The 22,509-nt window shown below is 60.2% G+C and carries 18 protein-coding genes; 10 read left to right on the plus strand and 8 right to left on the minus strand.

The genetic code is table 11. From position 1 onward, the window contains the following. Positions 1–195 precede the first annotated feature (195 nt). The 6 genes from B3187_RS10550 to B3187_RS10575 all read left to right on the plus strand — a co-directional run bounded on the left by B3187_RS10550 (position 196) and on the right by B3187_RS10575 (position 6,883). The gene (locus tag B3187_RS10550) at positions 196–1,689 is read left to right on the plus strand and encodes a sensor histidine kinase (RefSeq protein WP_286806306.1); all 1,494 of its coding nucleotides are present in this window, start codon (positions 196–198) and stop codon (positions 1,687–1,689) included. Next, a complete protein-coding gene (locus B3187_RS10555) occupies positions 1,686–2,207 on the plus strand; it encodes a hypothetical protein (protein ID WP_286806308.1) in 522 nt (173 codons plus the stop codon). The genes B3187_RS10550 and B3187_RS10555 overlap by 4 nt, the downstream gene beginning before the upstream one ends. After that, positions 2,204–3,568, plus strand: a complete 1,365-nt coding sequence (locus B3187_RS10560) for a sigma 54-interacting transcriptional regulator (RefSeq protein WP_286806310.1) — start codon at positions 2,204–2,206, stop codon at positions 3,566–3,568. Before B3187_RS10555 ends, B3187_RS10560 begins: the two co-directional genes overlap by 4 nt. A gap of 112 nt (positions 3,569–3,680) precedes the next feature. Next, positions 3,681–4,811, plus strand: a complete 1,131-nt coding sequence (gene mnmH, locus B3187_RS10565) for a tRNA 2-selenouridine(34) synthase MnmH (protein WP_286806312.1) — start codon at positions 3,681–3,683, stop codon at positions 4,809–4,811. Positions 4,812–4,871: 60 nt separating this feature from the next. After that, positions 4,872–6,395, plus strand: coding sequence for a cryptochrome/photolyase family protein (locus B3187_RS10570; RefSeq protein ID WP_286806313.1), 1,524 nt, complete (start codon positions 4,872–4,874; stop codon positions 6,393–6,395). 101 nt (positions 6,396–6,496) lie between these two features. Then, the gene (locus B3187_RS10575) at positions 6,497–6,883 is read left to right on the plus strand and encodes a DUF6746 family protein (RefSeq protein ID WP_123639095.1); all 387 of its coding nucleotides are present in this window, start codon (positions 6,497–6,499) and stop codon (positions 6,881–6,883) included. Positions 6,884–6,987: 104 nt separating this feature from the next. Here B3187_RS10575 and B3187_RS10580 read toward each other — a convergent pair whose 3' ends face one another. The 8 genes from B3187_RS10580 to B3187_RS10615 form a co-directional block, all read right to left on the minus strand. Next, positions 6,988–7,689, minus strand: coding sequence for a PEP-CTERM sorting domain-containing protein (locus B3187_RS10580; protein WP_123639094.1), 702 nt, complete (start codon positions 7,687–7,689; stop codon positions 6,988–6,990). A gap of 258 nt (positions 7,690–7,947) precedes the next feature. Next, entirely contained in the window at positions 7,948–10,086 is a 2,139-nt protein-coding gene (locus B3187_RS10585; RefSeq protein WP_286806315.1) for a TonB-dependent receptor family protein, read from the minus strand. Between the two features lie 196 nt (positions 10,087–10,282). After that, a complete protein-coding gene (gene hflK, locus B3187_RS10590) occupies positions 10,283–11,170 on the minus strand; it encodes an FtsH protease activity modulator HflK (RefSeq protein ID WP_286806316.1) in 888 nt (295 codons plus the stop codon). Beyond that, a complete protein-coding gene (gene hflC / locus B3187_RS10595) occupies positions 11,167–12,057 on the minus strand; it encodes a protease modulator HflC (RefSeq protein WP_286806318.1) in 891 nt (296 codons plus the stop codon). The genes hflK and hflC overlap by 4 nt, the downstream gene beginning before the upstream one ends. 4 nt (positions 12,058–12,061) lie before the next feature. Further along, positions 12,062–13,744 carry a protease modulator HflK family protein gene (locus B3187_RS10600; protein ID WP_286806348.1) on the minus strand — a complete coding sequence of 561 codons (1,683 nt, stop codon included), beginning with the start codon at positions 13,742–13,744 and terminating at the stop codon, positions 12,062–12,064. Between the two features lie 7 nt (positions 13,745–13,751). Continuing rightward, complete coding sequence (locus B3187_RS10605) at positions 13,752–15,434, minus strand: hypothetical protein (RefSeq protein ID WP_286806320.1); 1,683 nt, start codon at positions 15,432–15,434, stop codon at positions 13,752–13,754. Between the two features lie 146 nt (positions 15,435–15,580). After that, positions 15,581–17,587 (minus strand): alkaline phosphatase PhoX, encoded by a 2,007-nt coding sequence (locus B3187_RS10610; RefSeq protein ID WP_286806322.1) that lies wholly within the window; start codon positions 17,585–17,587, stop codon positions 15,581–15,583. 201 nt (positions 17,588–17,788) lie between these two features. Beyond that, entirely contained in the window at positions 17,789–19,027 is a 1,239-nt protein-coding gene (locus B3187_RS10615) for a bifunctional alpha/beta hydrolase/OsmC family protein (RefSeq protein WP_286806324.1), read from the minus strand. Between the two features lie 110 nt (positions 19,028–19,137). Between B3187_RS10615 and pbpG the strand changes: the two genes are divergently transcribed. The 4 genes from pbpG to B3187_RS10635 all read left to right on the plus strand — a co-directional run bounded on the left by pbpG (position 19,138) and on the right by B3187_RS10635 (position 22,500). Beyond that, complete coding sequence (gene pbpG, locus B3187_RS10620; RefSeq protein ID WP_286806325.1) at positions 19,138–20,097, plus strand: D-alanyl-D-alanine endopeptidase; 960 nt, start codon at positions 19,138–19,140, stop codon at positions 20,095–20,097. A gap of 148 nt (positions 20,098–20,245) precedes the next feature. Continuing rightward, entirely contained in the window at positions 20,246–20,758 is a 513-nt protein-coding gene (locus tag B3187_RS10625; protein ID WP_286806326.1) for an RNA polymerase sigma factor, read from the plus strand. A gap of 66 nt (positions 20,759–20,824) precedes the next feature. Next, entirely contained in the window at positions 20,825–21,532 is a 708-nt protein-coding gene (locus B3187_RS10630; protein ID WP_286806327.1) for a hypothetical protein, read from the plus strand. A gap of 5 nt (positions 21,533–21,537) precedes the next feature. Then, positions 21,538–22,500, plus strand: coding sequence for a hypothetical protein (locus B3187_RS10635; protein WP_286806328.1), 963 nt, complete (start codon positions 21,538–21,540; stop codon positions 22,498–22,500). Positions 22,501–22,509 lie beyond the last annotated feature (9 nt).

The following is a 22,509-nucleotide window of genomic DNA, read 5'->3' on the forward strand; positions in this document are numbered from 1 at the left end:
TTCAATCACTTAGCTAAATTGCTACCCGTTTGGTGGAATTTTTCCACCGATACAGTGTTGCTAAAGTGCGACGGAGTTTTGGTTTATTGGGCGCGAGGCCCGCTATGATCGGTGGGCGAGGGTGTTTCTTATTGGCAACAGTGCGCCCGTGTTCTGAACGGTCCGGGTGGTCGCCATCGCTACGAGGAAAAATTCATGCCGCACCGAAGAGGCCTGTCACTGTCCCAGCAATGGTTATTGATTGCCGTGGTGACATTGGTGCCGATGCTGGCATTGGTGGCCTATGCGTCCTGGTCGTTTTATCAGCAAATGCACACCCAGCGCCTGCTGGTGGATCACTCCGACGCGCTGGTCAGCCGGCAGTCGGGGTTGAATGCCCAGGTGCGTGATCTGGAGCGCTTTGCCCGGCAATATCGCCTGCTGCGTGATGTGACGTTTCTCGAACCCTATCAACAGAAGCGTGATGCAATTTTGACCGAGCTGGACCAACTGACCCAGTGGTTTGAGGGCGGTACTTCGCGGCGTATTGAACGTGTTGCCAAACCGCAACAGAGCGTGGTTTACGGCGCGCTTGTCGCGCTTGAAAATACGCTGCATGCTCTAAATGATGAAGCAATTCAATCCTGGCAGGACGAAGAATTTACCGAGCAACTTGCCGTTCTCTCCCAGCGTCGCTCCGCACTCGATGAGGCCGTCAGTGAATATGTTGCGGTGCTCAGTGATCGTAACGAGGCGGCGCTTCAACAGATTCTGTGGCGCCTGTCTCTGTTGGGAATGATCAGTCTTCCGGTGACCTTGACGCTTATGGCACTGGGGTTCTGGCAGATGATTCGCCCGCTGCGCCGATTGTCCTCGGCGATCCGTCATTTGGGCCACCGCGATTGGGAAACCCCTATCCGGGTCACCGGCCCCCGGGACCTGCAGGCGCTGGGCGAGCGGCTGGAATGGTTGCGGGGCCAGTTGCTGGCGGTCGAGCAGCAAAAGCAGATATTTTTGCGCCATGTGTCGCACGAACTGAAAACACCACTGTCCGCGATCGTGGAAGCGGGGTCCTTACTGCAGGATGAAGTGCCGGGGCCGATCAATGCTCGCCAACAGAATGTTTTGCGAATTCTGCTCGAGAATTCACAAAATCTGCAGGAACTTATTCAGCAGTTATTGAACTACAACGTCATAACCCACAATGTCACGGTAGAGGATCGAGCCGTGGCTATGGAACCGCTGTGTGCGCGAATTACCCAGCGCCTCGATCAACAGAACCTGCGTCATCGGGTGACCTGGGATTACCAGGGCAGCCCCGGGAGCCTGAACGGCGACACTCACCTGCTGGAAATGATATTGACCAACTTACTGTCCAATGCCTATCACTATTCATCCGATGGCGGCGTCGTGCGCGTGCGCTGGGGAGTTGACCAGAGTGGCGCCTGGTTGTCCGTCGCCGATCAGGGGCCGGGTATTCACCCGAACGATCAGGACAAAATATTTCAGCCGTTTGTGCAGGGACGTGTCCGTCGGCACGGATCGGTACACGGTAGCGGAGTGGGGCTGGCGATTGTCAAAGAGTCAGTGGCCCGGCTCGGAGGCAGTATTGAGCTGACGTCGGCCCCGGGGGAAGGCAGCTGTTTTCTGCTTCGCTATCCGGTGTCAGAGGCGTCCCGGGCGTTACCGATCAGTGAGGCATCGACATGATGAAACTTCGGCTGGTATACCTGTTGTTACTGTTCAGTGGATGCGTTCATTGGGAGGACCGTGCGGTCGACTCCGCGGTGCGCCCTCAGCCGGTACCTTCGCCGCAGGCGCCGGCTAAAGAAGTCACCAGCCACCATACGTTTCACAATCTGGAAGCCCTGGTAACCTTCCGTCATCAGGCCTGCCAACTGCCGGTTGAAGAGCGGGATCAACTGCTCAACGCCTATCGCGAAATGACGTCGGATGAAGCGGTATTGGGTTCGCTTATGCTGGCGACCTGTGAGCCGGATCAGACGCCGGGTCTGTTGGCCAACTCGTTGGTCGCCGCCCGGAGTATCGAGCGTCCGCCGCCCGGTTTTCCGGCATTCCTGGAGCTGTTGGCCGCAGAGGCGAAGTCTTATGCGTTGCTGGAGAGACGGCTGAAAAACACCCAGAAAAAACTCGACGATATGATTGACGGTATTCGAGCCATTGAGGCGGAAATGGGTGAGTCGACGGATGAGGAATCGCTGCGATGAGTGAAGCCCGAACAACCGCGACAGAACCACCACTGATTTTATTGGTGGACGATGACCCGGACATTCTCCAGCTCCTGAGTATGCGACTGAATGCCTCCGGCTACCGGGTGGCGACCGCGAGCTCGGGTGAGGAGGCGCTGGCCAGCCTGGATCGCGAACAGGCCGCTGCGGTGATTACCGATCTGCGCATGGAGCCGATGGATGGCATGGCCCTGTTCGCGCACATACAGCAGAACTGGCCCAACGTGCCGGTTATCATGCTCACGGCCCACGGTTCCATTCGCGAAGCGGTTGAGGCAACCCAGCAGGGTCTGTTCTCTTTTCTGACCAAGCCGATCGATAATCGGGAGTTACGCCAGGTGCTGGATCAGGCGCTTGAGCTGGGCGGGTTGGGAGCGGCCCCCAAAGCGGGCTGGTCCGATGCCATCGTTACCCGCAGTGAGCTGATGTTCAAACGCCTGGAGCAGGCTCGCCGGCTGGCGCGCAGTGACATCAATGTACTGATCGGCGGTGAGAGCGGAACCGGTAAGGAGCTTCTGGCCCAGGCGGTCCATAACGCCAGCGCCCGGGCGGAGCAGCCCTTTATCGCCGTCAACTGCGGAGCCATTCCGGCGGACCTGTTGGAGTCCGAGCTGTTTGGTCACGTCAAAGGGGCGTTCACCGGTGCGACCCATAATCGGGATGGTCTCTTTCTGGCGGCCGATGGCGGCACCCTGTTTCTGGACGAGATTGGCGATATGCCCCTGAACCTGCAGGTCAAACTGCTGCGCGTGTTACAGGAGCGCAAGGTTCGGCCTCTGGGGTCATCGGCCGATCAGCCGGTGGATGTCCGGATCATCTCCGCAACCCACCGGGATCTGGAGCAGGCCATCGCCGCCCAGGACTTCCGGGAAGATCTGTATTACCGGCTGAACGTTGCCCAGTTGGCGCTCCCGCCGCTGCGCGAGCGAAAGGAAGATATTCCCTTGCTGGCCCGCTCTTTCCTCGATGATATTGCCCAGCGTACCGGCGACGCGGTGCGCCAGCTGTCGCCCGGTGGGCAGCGGATGTTACTGCAGTTCGATTGGCCCGGTAATATCCGCCAGTTACGCAACGTCATTGAACAGTTGGTGGCGTTATCACCAGCACCGCTGATCGCCGAGTCGCTGATCGCGGAGGTATTGCCCGAGCAGGGGGCGCCGGCGCTGGTGCCTCTGAAGGAAGCCAAGCGGCAGTTTGAGCGGGATTATGTGGTGCGCATACTGCGAATGACCGGCGGCAACATTACTGAGGCGGCGCGGCTGGCGGGGCGAAACCGCTCGGATTTCCATAAAATCATGAAACGCCATGAGCTCGACAGCGAGCGCTTTCGGTCGGCCTAGCGAACCGTCGCTGTCACACGTTTTTGTCGCACGTTTTGTCGCACATAGTCACTACCGGCCGGAGCCCGTATAATCGGCGCAACTGAATGTTGCCTCACACAGCGGAGCCCACATGGCCGATCGCCCCCAGGATATTGATGACTACCTAGCGCTCTTCCTATCGGACACGCCGATGATCGATACCCGTGCTCCGGTGGAGTTTGCCAAAGGGGCGTTTCCCGCCGCGGTCAATCTGCCGCTGATGCTCGATGACGAACGGGCCCGGGTGGGCACCTGCTACAAGGAGCAGGGCCAGGATGCGGCCATTGAGCTGGGTCATCAGCTGGTGCAGGGTGATATCAAAGCCGAGCGGGTGCAGGCCTGGTTGGATTTTGCCCGCGCGAACCCCGACGGCGTGCTGTACTGCTTCCGGGGCGGCTTGCGTTCACAGATCTGTCAGCAGTGGCTGCGCGAGGCCGGCTGCGACTACCCTCGGGTCACCGGCGGCTACAAAGCACTGCGCTGGTTTCTGATTGATCAGATGGAGCGAATCTGTCGGGAACACCCCCTGATCGTATTGGCCGGGCGTACCGGTGTGGCAAAGACCGACCTGCTGGTCCAGTTGCCCCAGAGCGTCGACCTGGAAGGGCGAGCCAATCACCGCGGCAGCGCCTTCGGACGTCGGGTGGGCGGCCAGCCCAGCCAGATCAATTTTGAGAACGCCGTGGCCGTTGATCTACTGCGCTGCCACCATCGAGCACCGGATACGCCGATTCTGGTGGAGGATGAAAGCCATCTGATCGGTCGCTGCGTATTACCCATGCCACTGAAGGAGGCCATGGAGCGCGCCCCGCTGGCCCTGCTGGAGGTGTCGCTGGAAGAGCGGGTTGAGCACACCTACACCAACTATATCCTGCGCAAGCTGGCGGAGTGGTCCGAGGATCAGGGCGAGGAAGACGGTTTTGAACGCTTTGCGGAGGACCTGCGGGTGTCCCTCGGGCGCATTCGCAAGCGCCTCGGCGGCGTGCGCTACGAGGAAATGGCGCACCTTCTGGAGCAGTCCCTGAGCGCGCACCGCCGGGGTGATCCGCAGTTGCATCGGGTCTGGATTCGCCGCCTGCTGGAGGATTACTATGACCCGATGTACCGCTACCAATTGAGTAAAAAGTCCGATCGAGTCGTGGTTCGCGGTGGCCCCGAGGAAGTATTCGCCTACCTGGCCGAGCACTACGGTATCGAACGCCGGCCCGACGCCCCGCGATGATCTGAATCGGCCTCGGGCGCGTTCTTAACCGGACCCCTTACCGGAAAGGTTCGAATGCCCATGACTCAGGTCAGACTGATTCTCGGAGATCAACTCAACGCTTCTCACTCCTGGTTCCAGTCGCCGGATGAAGACGTGCTGTTTGTCATGGCCGAGCTGCCCCAGGAAACGGCCTACGTGGTGCACCACCGCCAGAAAGTACTCGCGTTTTTTGCCGCCATGCGGCGGTTCGCCTCGGCGCTGGAACGGGCGGGCCACCGGGTGCGCTATTTCACCCTGGATGACAGTGCCGCCTACACGGACCTGCCCGAATTGCTTCGCCGTGTATTGAACGAGACGTCGGCGGAAGCGTTCGCCTACCAGTGGCCGGATGAATACCGACTCGATCAACAACTGGCCGACTTCACTCGCACGCTGGACCTGCCGGTGAGTGTCGCGGACACGGAGCACTTTCTGACCGCCCGTGACGCCTGCGAGCACTACTCGACCCATCGCATGGAGTATTTCTATCGGGCACTGCGCCGTGAATATCAGGTGCTGCTGGACGATGACGGCAAGCCCCTGGGCGGGCAGTGGAACTTCGATGCCGACAACCGCGCCCGACTGCCGCGCGAAGCGGCCCTGCCGGAGCCCCTGGTGTTTGCCACCGATGTCACCGACATTGATCAGATGCTCGATCGTCACGCGGTGCAGACTCTGGGGGTGGCGGATCCGAGTGCGCTGCTCTGGCCAGTGAACCGGGCCCAGAGCCGGGAGCTGTTGCAGTATTTTCTGAAGCATTTACTACCGGCCTTCGGCCGCTACCAGGATGCCATGGCGCCGGATGGGTGGAGCTTGTACCACAGTCGTCTGTCGTTCAGCCTGAACACCAAGATGCTGCATCCGCTCGAAGTGATTCGCGCCGCCGAAGCCCACTGGCAGGCGAACCAGGCGCAGATCACCCTGGCGCAGGTGGAAGGCTTCATCCGGCAGATACTTGGCTGGCGAGAGTATGTGCGGGCCCTGTACTGGCACCATATGCCGGACTATCGCCAGCGCAACCACCTGTCCGCGCAGCGCCCGCTACCGGACTACTATTGGACCGGAAAAACCGACATGGCCTGTATGGCCCATGCGATCGGACAGTCCCTGGAGTACGCCTACGCGCATCACATTCAACGCTTGATGGTGACCGGAAACTTTGCGCTGCTTGCCGGTGTTCATCCGGATGTACTGGACGACTGGTACCTCGGTATCTACATTGATGCCATCGAATGGGTGGAGCTGCCCAATACCCGGGGGATGAGCCAGTACGCCGATGGCGGTTTGATGGGCAGCAAGCCTTACGCCGCCTCCGGGCAGTACGTCAACAAAATGAGCCATTACTGCAAAACATGCGCTTACGATGTGAAAGCGAAATCTGGGGAGGGGAGCTGCCCGTTCAACAGTCTCTATTGGCACTTCCTGAACCGTCACCGGGACCGCCTGGGCGATAACCCGCGGATGAAGCTGGTGTATGCCAACTGGGATCGCCAGGCGCCAGCCCAGCGCAAGGACGTGTTGGCAACTGCCGAGGTCTACCTCGCCCGGCTGAATACCCTCTAAGTAGGACTTGTGAGGCAGAGCCAATCGTGGGATTATATGGAAACAATTCTCATTTATATTGGGCGATTGAGGCCCACCTGTAACGCGACGAGGAGTTGCCAATGAAACTGACCCGAGCCCTATGCCTACTGCCACTGTGCGCCCTGTTGTCCTGGCCGGCCCTGGCCGATGACCCGGTAGACCACTATGCGGGCAAGCCCTCGGAGACGCTTGAAGAGGCGGTCAAAAACTTTACCGAAGGCAATGCGCGTCTGCGCGAGCTGCTGTCCGGCGAGGTGAGTAATCAGGATATGGCGGATATTCACGAGTTGAGCTACACCATTGAAAATGCGGTGGCCACCCTGCGCCGCGAGATGAACGTGTTGGCGGTGGTGCTGGAGGACGTGCACATTGCCTCCGAGCGTTTCAACCAGGATACCGTCAGTGCCAGTGGCCGGGCGTATCTGGATATGGCGAATACCCTGGAAACTCTGGGGCAGGCCGACTGAAAACTGGTCCTGCTCCGGCCATAAAAAAACCGGCCCTGTCCCTGGCCGGTTTTTTTATGCGAGCAGTCAGCACCAGCGATGCGCCGACTGCGTATTGCGTTCTGTTAACGCACCCGACGGCGGGCCCGGAATAGCGCAAACAGACCAGTCATGAGCAACAACAGGGAAGCCGGCTCGGGAACACTGGCGGTGGTCACTGTCAGCAGGTTCTGGGAGTTGCCCGCCTCCAGCAGGTGGAAGTCGTACTTGCCCGTTGCCAGATTGGTGTCGCTCAGAGTGTTCAACCAGTTCTGGGCGGTAGTGCGGGCGCCAGAGAAATAGTCCGACTTGAACGCGTTACTGGTCATGCTGTAAGCGCTGTTCGGCCATTCGTTGATGATTTCCCAGAGCGCGAGCTGAAACGCGGCTCCGTTGTACTTGCTGGTCTGCGCATCGTCGTAGTAGTTGGAGAACAGGCGATTGATGTGCGACCCGGCCGTTCCAAAATAATCCATCAGGTTGACACCGCTGTTCACCGTGTACTGGGTGGCGGTGGTTTTCAGCGTGGTACCGATTTCCACACAGAACGCACTCAGACCGTCATCCCACTCGGCGATGCCGCTGGTGTTGTTACTGGTGGAGAAGTCGAACTCACCCGCGTAGACGTTCGGTGTGCCGTACGACGAGTAAATGCGGCCCGTCGGAGCGCCTTCAGCGGCCAGATTGTTGTCGTATTTCAGAGTAATGGAAGCCGCTTGGGTGGCTACTGAAGCGATAGTCAGTAAGCCGGCGGCCATTGCCAGACGCAAAAAATGGATCATTTTCATAGCAGTTCCCGTGCACTTGTTAGGTTGAGGCTGACCAGAGCTGATGTCGATATCTTCAGCGCTGGCGAATCACAACCCTGTTTAAGCAGGAAGTGCGCCAGAAAATAAAAGTTATTTTAAAACAATAGGATATGAGTTTTTTAGGCTCTTAGGTAGAGTCTGGTTGGTGGTCTCTGTCAAGTTCTTCGACTGCTTTGCTCCGGCCACAAAAAAGCCCCGTCACCGGGGCTTTGGAGAGTGTTCCACGACGCTCAGTAATCAGAAAGTGTATTCGATACCGACTGAGGCGGTTTGTGGCTTGTTGGGTCGAGGGCCGAGCGGACTACGGGCGATGATTACCTGTTCGTCAAACAGGTTTTCCACTTTCAGGTAAACCGCCGTGTCGCTGTTCAGGTCGTAGCGTGATACCAGATCGACGGCGAACAGTGACTCAGTCCGATCCTGCTCATCGCCGGAGCGGTTGCAACCCAGGGACACGCAGGTCTCGTCCATGAACTTGGCGACCGCATAGTTCCGCCAGCCGTTGTTGTTGTCCAGCTCGACCCGCAGGCTGAGCAGGTTTTCCGGAATGCTGGCCAGCTCGTCACCGTCCCGAGCACCGCTGACGGCGTTGTCCGCACTCACTTCCGCCTGGGTGTGGGTGTAAGTCAAATGCACCGGTACGGAGAAGCGGCCCCACTCATAGGTGTTGCTCAACTGGAACTCCAGGCCGGTGACCACCGCCTCACCGGTTGTAAAGGTGCCCGACTCGGCGCCATTGCTACAGGGTGTCGCCATGGAGCAGTTTTCGGTCTGGTTGGAGAAGTCGCTATAGAAACCGATCACTTCGGCAAACAGCTGATCCTGTCCGAAACGGACACCAGCTTCAAAGTTGGTACTGGTTTCTGGCTCCTGCTGTTCGGTGGCGCCCCCGCCCAGGGGCGAGAAGCCCTTGTGAACGCCCGCAAGCAACTGCCACTGATCGGAGAGGTCGTAAGTCAGCGACACGCCGGGCAGCCACTCCTCGGAGCTGTTGCTGCGGTAGCTGGGTTCGTCCGAGCGCTCGGGCGTACTGTACTGGTTGCGATAGCTGTCCACGTCTTCATAGCGCAGAGCCAAGTCCAGTTTCAAGGCATCGGTCAGTGACCAGGCATCGGTGACCCAGAAGGACAGCGCCTCGGCGCCTTCCAGACGATTGTCGCCGCCGGTGGGCTCGATTATCCGATCGAACACCAGACTGCCGTTGATCTGATCGTAAATTTCCACCGGCTGGAAGCGGTCCATTTCATCTTCGTGCCGGCGCAGGCCGACTTCGATCTGGTGATCGTTCAAGGCAATGCGCGAGTTGACCTCAACGCCCTGAGATTCGTACACCCGATTGTTGTGCTTGTAACCGAGGTCCTCAGCGTCCTGTTCGCCGCGCAGCACAGCCAGCGCCGCCGCGTCACCGCTATTGGCCTGATCCACCAGACTGGTACCAAGCTTGAACCAGTCCCGGGCGAATTCGTTGTGATAGCCGATAACGTTCAGGGTCACCGCGTCGTTGAGATCAAACTGGTAGTTGGCGCTGAAGCCTTTGTGGCTGTTGTTCATCTGGTCGATGCTGGACAGGCCGTAGCGGCGGTTCGGATCGGCCGCGAAGTCCTCATCGGTCAGCCCCAGGTAGGTTTCGTTGGAGACTTCCTCGGAGTACTGGGCCTTGACGCCCAGGGCGTGGCGATCGCCGGTCCAGCGGGCCTTGGCGACATAATCGGCAATGTCAAAACCGCTGTCGCGGTTGCTGCGGTCAATGTCCTTGAACCCTTCGGTGCTGCGTTGCACGGTTTCGAGCAGCCAGCCGAAGTTGCCGTTGGTTTCGCCGTAATACAGATGGGTGTCCTGCTGGTTGTGCTCGCCCAGGGTGGCCTGGACCTTGCCGGCACGACGCTCCGGAATGGGGGTGCTCACCAGGTTGACCACGCCGCCGGTGGTCTGTGGGCCGTGGCGCAGCAGAGGGGCGCCCTTGAGCACTTCCACCGCAGACATACGCGCGGTGGTGGGGAAGTAATAGGCCGCCGGATTGGAGTAGGGCGCCGGCGCCATCAGGATGCCGTCTTCCATCAGGGTGATTTTACTGCTTCTGCCGGAGGAGGCGGCGCGGATGCCAATGTTCGGGCGCAGGCCATAACCCTCTTCTTCCTGCACATACACACCAGGCACGGTTTTCAGTACCTGATTGATATCGGTGACCACTTCAATCTGCATTTGCTGGGGCTCCACCACGGCGCTGGAGCCGGAGACTTCCCGGGCTTCCACCTGTGTACCGATGATTCGAACGGTCTCCAGTTTGGGCAGGCTGTTCAGCGCCAGATCCTGAGCAAGGGTGGGCGCTGAGAGGCTAGCAATGACGAGAGACAGAGCAGTAGAGCGTTTCAACATGAAGCTATCCTTCCGAATGATGGTGGTCTTCAGAGCGAGTCTGCCCTTGAGGGCGGATGCTGACCTTGATAATGGGTGTGGCTGCTAAAAATAATGAGATTGACTATCAGTTACTTTGGGGAAATCTATCATGAATAATAACAATTCTCAATAGTGATGGGTGAGAATAAGAGTGGGTCATGCGGGGGAGGGGGGCTCAGGGGGTGAGGACCGTGACCTGCATTTCCCCCAGCAGCGCTTCGAGGTGTTCCAGATAGAGGCGCTGGCGCGATAGGGCCGGCGCTTCCTGATGCGCCTGCCAGTTAGCGATAAAGCGCTCCTGGTATCCCCGGGCGCGCTCGAGGTTCTCTGTGGCCTGAGCCTGGGCGTTCGCCCGGAGCGCGCTGATGTCGCTGCGGGCTCTGGCCAATTGGGTGTTGCGCTCGCCGGCGCTCTCCTGGATCAATTTCTGTTTCTCGGAGCGCGCTCGGGCCACGTCGTCGAAGGCGGCCTTGATCGAGGGGGGCGGTTCCAGGCGGCGCAGCTGTACCGAGGTCACCCTCAGTCCCAGCGCCAGGGACTCGACGCTGCGTTGCAGGTCGAGTGTCAGTTGGTTCTGTAGTCGCGTGCGTCCCACGGTCAGTAGCGGGTCAATGGCGTGGGCGCCGATGTAGGCAATAGTATGGGCCCGGGTGAGCTCTTCGAGTAATGCTTCCGGCGCTTTGGCACTGTCCAAGTAACGCCCGGGGGAGCCGATGGTGTATTGCACTAACAGTGCCAGGTCCACCAGATCCTCGTCGCCGGTGGTCAGCTCCGGTTGCAGTTGAGGCGGCGCCGAGTTGGAAAAATCCAGTTCGAGGGTTCTCAGGGTTGTTGCCGGCACGGTGCGCACGGACTCCACCGGCCAGGGCCAATGGTAGTGCATGCCGGGAAGCACCTGGTCGTCGACCAGTTTTCCAAACCGCAAAATGACGCCGCGCTCTTCGGTGCCCACCGAATAAAACCCGCTGAGTACATACAACGCCGGCAAGAGCACTGCCAGGCCCGTGATCAGCAATGGGCGAATCTGTTGGAAAATATGGCGGATATCCTCGTGCAGGGTCACGGCTGGTCGAACTCCGGTGGGTTGAACAGTAAGTCGAACAGAGGGGACTCCGCCGAGAGTACCAGTCGGGTGTCCTCACCCAGAATCTGGTTGTAGGCTTCCAGGGTACGTATGAAGCGATAGTAATCGGCGTTGGTCTGATAGGCGTCGGCGTACCGCCGGGCCGCCTCGGCTTCGCTCTGCCCGATCAGCGCCTGGGCTTCGCGCTGCGCCTGGGCGCGCATCTGTCGGACCTCCCGCTCGGTCTCTGCGCGCAGCGTGGCGGCCTGCTCCTGTCCCTCGGCCCGATACTGACGGGCAATACGATCGCGCTCGGATTCCATACGCTTGTAAATGGCCAGCAGGTTCTGCTTGGGAAAGCCGAACCGGTTGGGGCGTACGGTCACCACCTCGATGCCCAGCTCCCGCTCGGCTATACGGTTGGCGGAGCGGCTAATCTGCTCGAACATCTCATTGAGCTGAAAGTCCTGCTCGTTGAGGGTAAAAATCTGAGTGATCGGCCGGGCCGCCAAAGCCGCGCCGATTTCCGAGCTGGCCAGGGTGGTCAGGCGCTGCTCGGCGGTGTCCATGCTGCGCAGGCTGGTCAGGAATTGGCCGGGATCGACAATGCGCCAGACCACAAAGGCACTGACCACCAGGTTGCGTCGGTCCAGGGTGACCAGTTCCGTCGGCTCAAGCGATAGCAGTTGTTGGCGCTTATCAAAGAACACGGCGGTTTCAATCGGATCGGGCCACTTGAAGGCCAACCCCGCCTGATGAATGGCCCGGGTGGGTTTACCGAATTGCGTGACCATGGCCATGTGCGTTTCCGGGACCACCAGCGCCGAGCTGATGCCCAAGTAACCCAGCAGAATGACCGCGGCGAGTGTCCAGAGCAGTTTTTGCACGGCGTTATTTCCTGTCGTCAGTCCCCAGTAGACTCTGGGGCCCCCAGAGTCTGATGTCGTCGGTGTCCAGGGCCGGGTCGGTCAACCACAGGCGACGGCCCCTGAGTGTGTCGGTGGTGTGTTGCAATTGCTGCTCGAAGCCGACCGCGCTGCTGTTCTCGCGGTATACCTCCGCCAGCGACAAGAAGCGTTCCACGTCGCCTTCGGCCTGCAGAATCCGCTCGTTGGCTTCCGCGCTCACCCGGGCTTTCTGTTGCGTGCGTTCGGCCTGGGCCATGAGTCGGTCGTGAATCTGTTGTGCTTCGGCACGGGTCTGATACTGGCGTTTTTCCTGCTCGGCATTGAGCAGATCGCGGTAGGCGCGTACCGCTACTGCCGGTGGCTGGGCCACCAATACCTGGGCGTCCACAACCTGAATGCCAATGCCGAGCGCCCGCAGTTGCCGTTGGGCCTCACTGGCAACCCGTTGGGCAAAATCGTGCTGGCCATGACTTAACAATTCAAAAAACAGGTGCCCGGCGGTTTCCTTCCACAGGGCCGCCTCGGTGGTTCGGGTGATCAGTGTCGGCAAGTCCTGGACCTGCAACGTCATCTGTGCCGGGTTTTCAATGCGGTAATGCAATGCGAATTGCAGGTCGATGAGATTCTCGTCTTGAGTGACCAGATAGTCGGTCACATCTTCATGAGCCTGCGGCGTTTTGATTTCCCGCCAAAGCGCTCCCTGGCGATCCTCTTTGGGCAAGGTGTGGCGGCTGCCGACCCGGGCGGTATAGACCAGGCCATGGTCGACCTGTTTGAGTTGATCTACCGGCCAGGGTAGTGTCAGGTGCAGCCCCGGTGGCAGGCCGGTGTTCACCGGCGCACCAAAGCGGCTGTGAATGCCGGTGTAGCCGGCGGGGATGGTGTGGACGCCGGTGCTCAGCCAGAGCGCCAGCAGAGCCGCAATCGGCAGCCAGCGGAATTGATACAGAATGCGAGCCAGCCGTCGCCCCAGTCGGGCCAAGGGCTGGCTGAACGAGCGTCGGGCCAGCCATTCCAGTGCCGGCTCCAGCAGGGAAATGGGATCCAGCTCCTGCCGGTAGCGAAGGCCCTGGATGCCTGAGATCAGCAGCTCAATCCCGGCGACGGCAATCAGCAGGGCAATGATCAACGCGACCGGCTCGTCAATATTGATACCGACCAGCAGCCCCACCAGCGAGGCCAGTACGGCGAGGGTGGTGAACAGGTCGATTTTGCTGTGATAACCGTCGGCTTCCAATGCCGGCGAATCGGTTTCCTGGCCCACATAGGTTTTCAGCCTGGCCATGAAATGCACCAGGGCGAGAATCACCAGCACACCGAGAATGCCCGCCCAGAGGAAGCGCACATCCTCGGCGCTTCGGGCGTTCAGTTCCAGCAGAATTTCCACCGGAATGTACAGAATCAAGAGGGCAACCGCGATGGCCAAGAGCGATTCGAGCATCCGCGCCTTTTGTCCCGCCTGCGCGCCTTTGCGCTCCTGACGAAAGCGGATGATCAGACTGACCAGAAGCACCAGTGACACCACCAGATCGGTGCCCGAGTGATAGGCGTCGGCGAGCAATGCTGCGCTGCCGGTGAGCAGAGCCAGCCCCACCTTGGCGCCGGTCAGTAGAAGGTCCGCCCCGATTGCGATCAGCGAGGTGCGTATGCGTCGATCACTGAGCATCACGATATCATTCCTGCCAGGACCAGTAGTCTTCGGTGGAGGTGTCTGGCCAGGCGAGGCGAATGTCCCACTGATGCCGGTGTTCGGGCTCCAGGGGCGGGGTACTTGGGTCGACGCTCTGGAAGACATTGGTGGCCGGTTTGATGGTCGCGTCCCGGCCGAAGATATAACTCTGCTCCTCCACGATGGCCCGGTAGGCCTTGTTAAGCGCCAGGGCCCGTTCGCGCGATGGTGTGATCAGCTCATACAGGTTGCGTACCGAGGTGACCTTCTCACGGTTGACCCGGCCGTCCGGGTGGAACCAGCGCTCGAGCATTTCCTCGTTCTGCCGGAACTCATCACCGCCACCCACACGCTCCAGGTACTGCAGGAATTCCCCTTCGTACTCGCCCAGGCTGGGCGTATCCTGCTGGGTGGTCAGGTCGATATAACCCCAGCCGTCGGCTCCAGCGACCTTGCGCGGAAACGCGAAGGTGTGGTCTATGGAGGTGCCGACACTTTTATGACACCCCATGCAGAAAAACTGTTCTTCGTGATGCTGTTTGCGCAGGGTACCTTGAGCGTCTTCAATAAAGCCCCAGAGCCGCCAACCGAATTTGTTGTCCATGCCCCGGTCGGCGTGGTCCGCCACCCCAGGCAAATTGCCAAAGTGTTTTTCCTTGGCTTCCATATAGTAGCTGCTGGTCAAACTGGTGGCGGGACGAAACCGGTCTTTCACCATGTAGCGTACCTCTTTCATACGCGGTGCGTTATAAATGCGACCGCTATCGTCCACCCCGAGGTAGCGCACGGTGTGCAAAAAGGCCGTCCCCTCCGGGTACAGCATGTGGGTCAGTGGTACTTCACTGGCATCACCCAGGTAAAACGGACGGTGGCGGATGCGGTGGCTGGCAACACTGAGCACGCCGTCGCCGTCGAGGTCGATATCCAGCGCCGCTTCGTTCAGGGGCGGAGTGTCCAGCTCCTGTGTACCGGTAACGGCCATTTCCAGCAGGCTGAGGTTGGCGAAGTACACATCCCGGGAAAACTGCCCGTCGATTTCAGAAAAAGCCGCTGGCAGGCGGATCATGACATCGTCGGTGGAGCCGTTGGTGGGCCAGAAGGTGCTAGGCAGGGGCTTGTAGTTGAAGGCAACCCAACGGGAACCATCCTTGGCCAGCCCGTGTTCATCAAAGGCGTCCGCACCTCTGTGGAGGTCCTCAATGATGGCTTCCTCGCCGGACCACTGATCCGAGCGCATCCACTGAATTAAGTCGGTGTAGTTGTCCTGGTGAACGTACTCAATGATTGCTTCATCGGAGACTTGCTCGATGTAGGGGCGTCGGTCCTTGAACAGATTCTGCCAGTGATTGCGTTCGCCAAATTCAGAAAAGGCGTAGCTGCCCTGAAGAAAACCGTCGTGCATCTGGTTAGGGCGGCGGTCGCCATAGGTCTGATGGCAGGTGTAGCAGGGGTTATGTCGTCCGTCGGTTTTGGTGTAGCACTGGGATGGAATGGGGGCTTCGCGGTTGTAGGCTTCTCCCGCGTGCAGGTAATCCTGTGCGTTGACGCCGCCTTGTTGCACCGCATCGGCGGCAAACTCGATGGTGTTCGTTTCGGCTGGTGAGCGATCGTTGGTTGTGTTCGAATCGCACCCGACGAGCAACGTCAGGCTGCTTACCAAGATCAAGCTGAGAAAGCGTCTTATCATTGAGTCACGGCTCCCGTTTTTTTTACGTGGCGTATGGTACCCCCGGGAGTGTGAACGGTTTGTTACAGTGCATAAAAAAGGGGGTGCGAAAATCGCACCCCCTTTGAGCCGACCGCGACAGCGGGTCGGATCGTTATTGCTGTGTATTAGTTATTGATCTTGGGGTCATACATCCACAGGGTGTTGTTGGTCTGGAAGCCGTCTTCACCCAGAAGGATGCGACCGTCGTCCAGAACAATCACGTTGTCCGGCTGGGACAGTGCATTGACATCGCAACGCTCCGCGCCGTCGGCGGTGGAACGATAGGTAGAACCCATCACAACCGGTTCAATGCGGTCGGTATCGTATCCGGGCAGCAGACGCATACGGTAGACACCGCCACAATCTTTAACGCGGGCCGACAGTTGGATATCCCCCTCATCGTCGACCATGCCGTTGTCCATATCGGCAATGGCAAAATAGACGTAAGCGTCTTCCACGACTTCATCCGGGATCAGGTCGGTACCTTCCACGGCCTCTTCGGCGCGCTTGTGGTTGACACTGATACCTTCGAACTTCTGCCACTCGGCGGTTGCGCCTTTGGCGCGGGCCGCTTTGCGTGACTCCAGAAACGCGATGCGATCGTCCATGGTTTCGCCCGCCGTCACCAGACCGCCAAAGGTGTTGGCGTCGGTGTAACCAGCGTCGATCGCTGGCTGGTAAGCGGTATCGTAGCTCGGATAGTTGGCGTCACCGTTCGCCCAGGCAATGGCGTCGGCATCGCTCAGGTAGCTGCTCTTGCCTTCCACATAGTCGTCGCTGCCAATGCCATCGTATTCGGCGATCCAGGTTTCGATCTCGGTGTTGTTGCCACTGGCCAACTCGATCCATTCGATATCGAAGCCGGTGGTCAGCGGTTCGCTGCTGCCAGCGTCTTGAGTCAGTTTGGCGGCGAACAGGGTGCCCGCGCTCAGATCGCCCGGCTGGTCGGCCACGAACTTGAAGAACACACCGCGAGAGTTGTCCTGGGACAGATACACGGTGCGCTCGTCTGGCATGACGATGGAGTTTTCATGCTCGTAGCGACCCATGGAGTAATGCTTGACCGGAACCGGGTTGGCGCTGGTCGGTTCGGTGATTTCCACAATGTAGTGGTAGCGGTAGGTGTTCGGGAATTGGGCCGCGTCGTTGGCGGTGTTGACCGACGAATCAATGTAGCGGGCCAGCGCGGTTTGCGATGAACCTTCACCAGCGCGCTCGGGGTTGTTCCAGCGGTGGGTGTTGTCGCCTTCATTACCCCACTCTTCGGATGTCAGCGGCGTACCCCAGGGAGACATGGAGCCGAAGCAGTTGGCGATGGTACCCCAGTCGCCAAAGTCGAGCATCATCACATCGGTGTTGTCGACCGACCAGTGACCGCTGTTGGCATCCTTGTTCAGTTTGATGCGGCTCATGCCACCGGGAATGGATTCCCAGTTGGTGAACAGGTAACCTTCGTTTTCGCCGGTGGCCAGGTAGCCATTGAAATCCGGCATGTCGCTTTCAACACTGACGGTGGTGTCGTCTGTGGCGAGCACGTGGCCCAGCCCCTGAGAGAGCGCGCCACCAAAGTTGTCGCCGGTTTGCCCGAGTACCTGGTAGTCACCGTAGGCGACCTGAATGGTTTCCTGTTCCTGCTGAGTGCGCGGTACGGGCGAGGAAATCAGGTTGCGCGGCAGCTGATGTACGTTAACCCCACGCACGACCCCGACAGTACCGGTGTGAAAGGTTTTGCCGTCGGCATCCTGGGCGGTGTTGCTGCCGCTGGGGTGCTGGGCGTTGAAGAACAGGTCACCGTCTTCGGTCACATAGGCACCAGTGACTTCCGCACCCAGTGGCACGGTGGCCAGCCGGGTCAGGCCGGGTGTCATCAGACCGGCGCCAATACCGTCTTCACCGTCAGCACCATTTTGTCCGTCGACGCCATCCTGACCATTCTGGCCGTCTGCTCCGGCCTGACCGTCGGTACCGTCCTGCCCATCAACGCCGTTCTGGCCATCGACACCGGCTTCGCCCTGCGGACCTTGTTCGCCCGCCGGACCCTGCTCGCCGTCATCGCCGCTACAGGCGGCGAGGCTGGAGGCCATGGCAATCAGAGCCAACAATTGTCCTTTTTTACTCAGCTTGAACATCATTGTGTTACTCCCGTTATTTGTGGGGTTATCTTCGAATTTGGCGCCCGCAGGCTTTCAGAATGGAAAGCGGTGCTCTGGCGGACGCGATAACGTTAAACGGGAAATATGACGGTTGGCGGGAATAAAAATGACAGCAGGGTGAAGTTTTGATGAATTGTGATCAAACGCGGATCCCGGTCCGTCAGGACCGGGGTTTTACTGTTATTGGTCAAGGGCGGTGTTGGTGGTGCGAATACGGATTTCGCCCTTCAGGGTTTTGTGCACCGGGCACTTGTCGGCAATGTCCAGCATCCGTTGGTGCTGCTCTTCGCTCAACGAGCCCTCATAACTGAGTTCCCGATGAATCTCACTGACCATGCCGTCTTTGGTTTCGCAGTCCCGGCAGTCTTCGGCGTGGATGCGCTGGTGCCGGAGGCGAACCTCCAGGTTTTCCACCGGTAACTCTTTGTGGTTGATGTACATGCGCAAGGTCATGGACGTGCAGGCCCCCAGAGACATCAACAGGAAGTCGTAAGGGTTGGGGCCCTGATTGCTGCCGCCCTTGTCTTTCGGTTCGTCGGCCTGCCATTGGTGGTCAGCGGTGTACAGCCCGCGCAGGAAGTGTGCGTCCTGCTCGGTAATCAACACTTCGCCGGCCTCGACACTCGGGCGGTCGTGACTCTGCGCCTGGACCGGTTCGAGTCTCAGGTAACGGCTGGCCCAGGCGGCCAGCGTGAGCGCAACGTAGTCGGCATCGCTCTGGTCGCTGAGCAGGTGGTCGGCGTCGTCCAGGGAAACGAAGCTTTTGGGGTGCTTGGCGGCCTGGAAAATTTTCGCCGCCTCATCCACGTTGACCACCTGATCCACCGGGGAGTGGAAAATCAGCAGCGGCTTGCGCAGAGCGCCGACGGTTTCTTCCAGTGGCCAGTTGTCCAGGTCTTCCAGCAGCTCGGCGCCGAGCTCAAAGGTGCGCCCGGCGATGGTCACGGGCGCGCGGCCCTCCTGACGGATGTCGCAGGCCTGATCGGCGAACAGGTGCTCCACGTGCTTGGGGGACGCCGGGGCGGCGATGGTGACCACCGCCTGTACCGACTTCAGCCTTCGGGCCACCGCCAGAACCGCGGCGCCGCCCAGGCTGTGGCCGATCAGCAGGGCCGGGGCCTGGTGCTCTTCGGCGAGAAACTTTGCCGCCGCCTCGAGGTCCGACACATTGCTCGAAAAGGTGGTGTTGGCGAAGTCGCCCTCGCTACTGCCCAGGCCGGTGAAGTCAAAGCGCAGTACCGCGATGCCCTGGTCGGCCAGGGTACGGGCGATGCGGGTAGCGGCGATCACATCCTTGCCACAGGTAAAACAGTGGGCGAACAGGGCGAAGGCCTTGGGGCTGCCGCTGTCGGGCAGTTCCAGAGCGCCGGCCAGGCTGTGGCCATCGGCGTTGGTGAATTCAACTTTCTGGCGTGGCATGGAACCTCCATTCTGGGATTGAGTGCTCGGCGCGATGGCCAAACTTACGTTAGAATACCTTAATATAAACCCCGGTTACGAGAACCCACGAAAAGAGAACCTTCCGATTCATGACCCTAATCAATAAAGTCAGATCGTCGTCAATCGCACGTTTCCTGCTCCGTGGGACACTACTGACCTTGCCCCTGGCCCCGGTGACCCTGGCCGAGGAGGCCCCGGACCCCGAGCGGTTGACGTTGGCCTCGGTCAGTGCGGCGGTGGCCCCTATCGGTGCCGAAACCCCGTTCTACACCAAACGCGCCGACTGGAGCATGCCGATCGCCTCGGTCACCAAGCTGATGACCGGGCTGGTGGTCCTGGAGTCCGGCGCATCTCTGGATGAGTGGTTGACGGTCGAGGAGCGGCATTTTCCACCGGCGGCCAATGCCTTCTCCCGCTTGCGTCCCGGGTCTGAAGCCCAGCGCGGCGATCTGTTGCGTATTGCCCTGATGTCCTCGGAAAACTATGCCGCCTATCTGTTGGCCCGCCATCACCCTGAGGGCTATGACGCCTTCATTGAGGCGATGAACGAGAAGGCCCGCTCCCTTGGCATGACCCGCACCCGCTTTGTCGACTCCTCGGGCCTGTCGGATGACAACGTCTCCAGTGCCGGCGATCTGCTGAAGCTCGCGCAGGCCGCCTACGGAAATGAAACCCTTCGAGAGCTCAGTGCCGACGGGCGCCACAGTGTGCGTTTTCGCAAGCCGGGCTACACCCTGCACTTTGGTAACACGAATCCGCTGGTGCACAGTGGTCGGTGGGATGTGGACCTGACCAAAACCGGTTACCTGACGGCGGCCGGGCGCTGTCTGGTCATGGTGACGGAAATGAATGGTGAACCGACCGCGGTGGTTCTGCTGAACTCTTTCGGTACCCGCACGCCCTTGGGCGATGCCGGTCGGATCCGTCGGTGGATCGAAAACGGCACCGCCAGTACCGTGGCTCAGGCGGCGTTGCGCTACGAACAGGAAACCGCCGAACGCTTGAGCGGGCAGCAAGTGGCGGAAAGCGGTGCCGCTCAATCGCCTTGACCGCCGCCGGTGTCGGCTCGATACCAGCGCTCAAAGCCACCGTCCGGTGGCTTTTTTGTTTGTCTGGCTATTTGGCGTCACAGTTTTTATTCTACGCCAAAGGGGAATAAAACCCGCCCCGGTACGTTGTCTGGAATATGAGGCCTGAATGACACTGGATTTTCGTTCGCAGCTGGTGGCGCTGTTGCCGCGCCTGAGGCGGTTTGCCCTGGGCTTGACGGCCAGTCGGGAGGAGGCAGATGACCTTGTGCAGGCCGCCTGCGAAAAGGCGTTGGTCAAACAGGATCAGTGGCAGCCGGACACCCGACTGGACTCCTGGCTGTACCGGATCATCCAGACCCAGCGGATTGATCACCTGCGTCGTGCAAACCGCTCACCGGTCAGCGTGCCGGAGGATGCTATGCCGGACTGGGAAGATGCTCAAAGTGCGGACCGGGCCGAGAACGAAGACCTGCTCAGGCACACCCTGAAAGCCCTGGAACAGTTGCCCGAGGAGCAGAGGGCGGTGATGCTGCTGGTAGTCGTTGAAGGCCACTCCTATCGGGAGGTGGCGGAGCAACTGGGGATTCCACAGGGCACGGTCATGAGCCGTTTGGCGCGCGCCCGCCTGCGAGTGCAGGAGCTTCTGGCTCCCACGGAGCAGGCAAACGAGCAGCCTTGAGCCATAAGCAGCCTTGAGCCGAACCACAAGGCTGTCTTGAGCTCAACCACAAAACAGGACAGCACAATGAACGACGCCGATTTTCAACTGATTATGGCCTATTCCGACGGTGAGACCGGACCGGAAGGCACGGCCCGGGCCGAAGCGCTGCTGGCGGACAGTGCCGAAGCGCGCGCAGCGCTCGCGCGTTTGCGCGCCTTGGATGATCGGATCAAAACCAGCCTGGACGGTGTTCTGAACGAGCCGGTTCCAGAGCGGCTGACCCGTACCGCTACGGCGAAGGCCCCCGCCCGGGGACGCCTGCTTCGGTTCCCGGGGCGTCTGGGGGTGGCGCCGTCTCACTGGGCCATGGCCGCGTCGGTGGTCGTGGCGCTGAGCGCGGTTCTGTTCTGGGCGACAAGCCCAGAACCGGATGCCGAGGCCATGCAGCGGTTTGTTTATCAGACCCTGGAGCAGACCCCGAGCGGTGAGCGCCGAACGGACGCTGATCGCGGCTGGCAGGTAATGCCGCTGGCCAGCTACGAGACCGCCGAGGGCCGATGGTGCCGCGAGTACGCCGGGCGAGTGGGCGCCGATACGTTGTCGGGGCTGGCCTGTCGGGTCGACGGGGAAGAGTGGCAAACCCTGGTGTCTGAAGCCCGCGCCGTGCCGGAGGGCTATCGGCCCGCGGCCGGACCCACGGATACCGTGGCGGCAGTACTTGCGGGGCTGCAGGCCGGTGAGCCTTTGACCGAGGCGGAAGAGGCGGCCCGCTTGCGCCGGGCGGGGCAATGAGGGCTGTGACGGCCGCCGCATGGCGTCCCCGGTCCGGTTGGCTCGGTGCCACTTGGCTCAATGTCATAGGTTCGTGTCTGCTGGGCTTTGCCGCTTCGGCGACCCTCGCCGAGGAATCCCCGTGGAATAGCCTGCGGGACGCAGTGGATCTGTCGGTGTCGGCCGGTGCGCGCCACGAAGACAATCTGGTGGTCGAGGAGCTCGACTCGGTGTCCCGGGAGTCGGGCTCGGCCTGGGTCGGCTCGGTGGACCTTGACCTGGAGCAGGAGTTGGGCGGTGGGCGCGAGATCGGTGCCGGCTATTTTATGGAGCAGCGACGCTTCGACCAGCACCCGGATTATGATCTGGACCTGCACTATGGTTACGGCAACCTGAGTCAGCGGCTGGGGGCGGTGCGTTGGACCACGCGCCTCGATGGCAGCATTGCCTATTTGGGCGGCGTGCGCCTGCTGGAGAACCGGCAGATCGCTCTGGAGGCGTCCCGTTTGTTTAACCGCGTCTGGTATCTGCGCGGGGAGCTGGCGTTCAAACAGACCGATTTATTGCAGGCACCAGAGCGCAATAACGACGATACCCGGGCGCAGTTCGCGGGCTATTATTTTCTGGACGGAACGGCGCACTACCTCAGCGCCAACTACCGGTTCAATGCCAAGCGCGCCGAACAGTTCCGGTTTGATTATGACGGGCACCGGTTTGGTGTGTTGTATAACCGTCGCCTTTCAGACTGGGCGACGCTCAAGCTGGATTGGCGCTACGAGGAACGGCAGTACCTCAGTGGTGCCTCGACTCCCGCCAGTGGCCAGCGCCTGGATGAGCGTGAGCGGTGGCGGGCGCGCCTGGAAATCCCGATGGGTAAGCGGTTGGAGCTTGAGTTGCGCTATGAGCATCGGGACTATGGCTCCAATCTCGAGAGTGTGGATTACACCGACAACCGCCTGGAAGCGCGCTTTACCTTTGAGCTGCTTTGAGGCGTCGGG

Source organism: Marinimicrobium sp. UBA4209, from assembly GCF_002381585.1.
GTDB classification, from domain to species: Bacteria; Pseudomonadota; Gammaproteobacteria; order Pseudomonadales; family Cellvibrionaceae; genus Marinimicrobium; species Marinimicrobium koreense.

Excerpts from the sequence above, each read along its gene's own strand:
- B3187_RS10575 (WP_123639095.1), top strand. The coding sequence starts at position 6,497 with ATGAAACTGACCCGAGCCCTATGCCTACTGCCACTGTGCGCCCTGTTG.
- B3187_RS10555 (WP_286806308.1), top strand. The coding sequence starts at position 1,686 with ATGATGAAACTTCGGCTGGTATACCTGTTGTTACTGTTCAGTGGATGC.
- B3187_RS10560 (WP_286806310.1), top strand. The coding sequence starts at position 2,204 with ATGAGTGAAGCCCGAACAACCGCGACAGAACCACCACTGATTTTATTG.
- mnmH (WP_286806312.1), top strand. The coding sequence starts at position 3,681 with ATGGCCGATCGCCCCCAGGATATTGATGACTACCTAGCGCTCTTCCTA.
- B3187_RS10580 (WP_123639094.1), bottom strand. The coding sequence starts at position 7,689 with ATGAAAATGATCCATTTTTTGCGTCTGGCAATGGCCGCCGGCTTACTG.
- pbpG (WP_286806325.1), top strand. The coding sequence starts at position 19,138 with ATGACCCTAATCAATAAAGTCAGATCGTCGTCAATCGCACGTTTCCTG.
- B3187_RS10610 (WP_286806322.1), bottom strand. The coding sequence starts at position 17,587 with ATGATGTTCAAGCTGAGTAAAAAAGGACAATTGTTGGCTCTGATTGCC.
- B3187_RS10570 (WP_286806313.1), top strand. The coding sequence starts at position 4,872 with ATGACTCAGGTCAGACTGATTCTCGGAGATCAACTCAACGCTTCTCAC.
- B3187_RS10630 (WP_286806327.1), top strand. The coding sequence starts at position 20,825 with ATGAACGACGCCGATTTTCAACTGATTATGGCCTATTCCGACGGTGAG.
- B3187_RS10605 (WP_286806320.1), bottom strand. The coding sequence starts at position 15,434 with ATGATAAGACGCTTTCTCAGCTTGATCTTGGTAAGCAGCCTGACGTTG.
- B3187_RS10615 (WP_286806324.1), bottom strand. The coding sequence starts at position 19,027 with ATGCCACGCCAGAAAGTTGAATTCACCAACGCCGATGGCCACAGCCTG.
- B3187_RS10585 (WP_286806315.1), bottom strand. The coding sequence starts at position 10,086 with ATGTTGAAACGCTCTACTGCTCTGTCTCTCGTCATTGCTAGCCTCTCA.
- B3187_RS10600 (WP_286806348.1), bottom strand. The coding sequence starts at position 13,744 with ATGCTCAGTGATCGACGCATACGCACCTCGCTGATCGCAATCGGGGCG.
- B3187_RS10625 (WP_286806326.1), top strand. The coding sequence starts at position 20,246 with ATGACACTGGATTTTCGTTCGCAGCTGGTGGCGCTGTTGCCGCGCCTG.
- B3187_RS10550 (WP_286806306.1), top strand. The coding sequence starts at position 196 with ATGCCGCACCGAAGAGGCCTGTCACTGTCCCAGCAATGGTTATTGATT.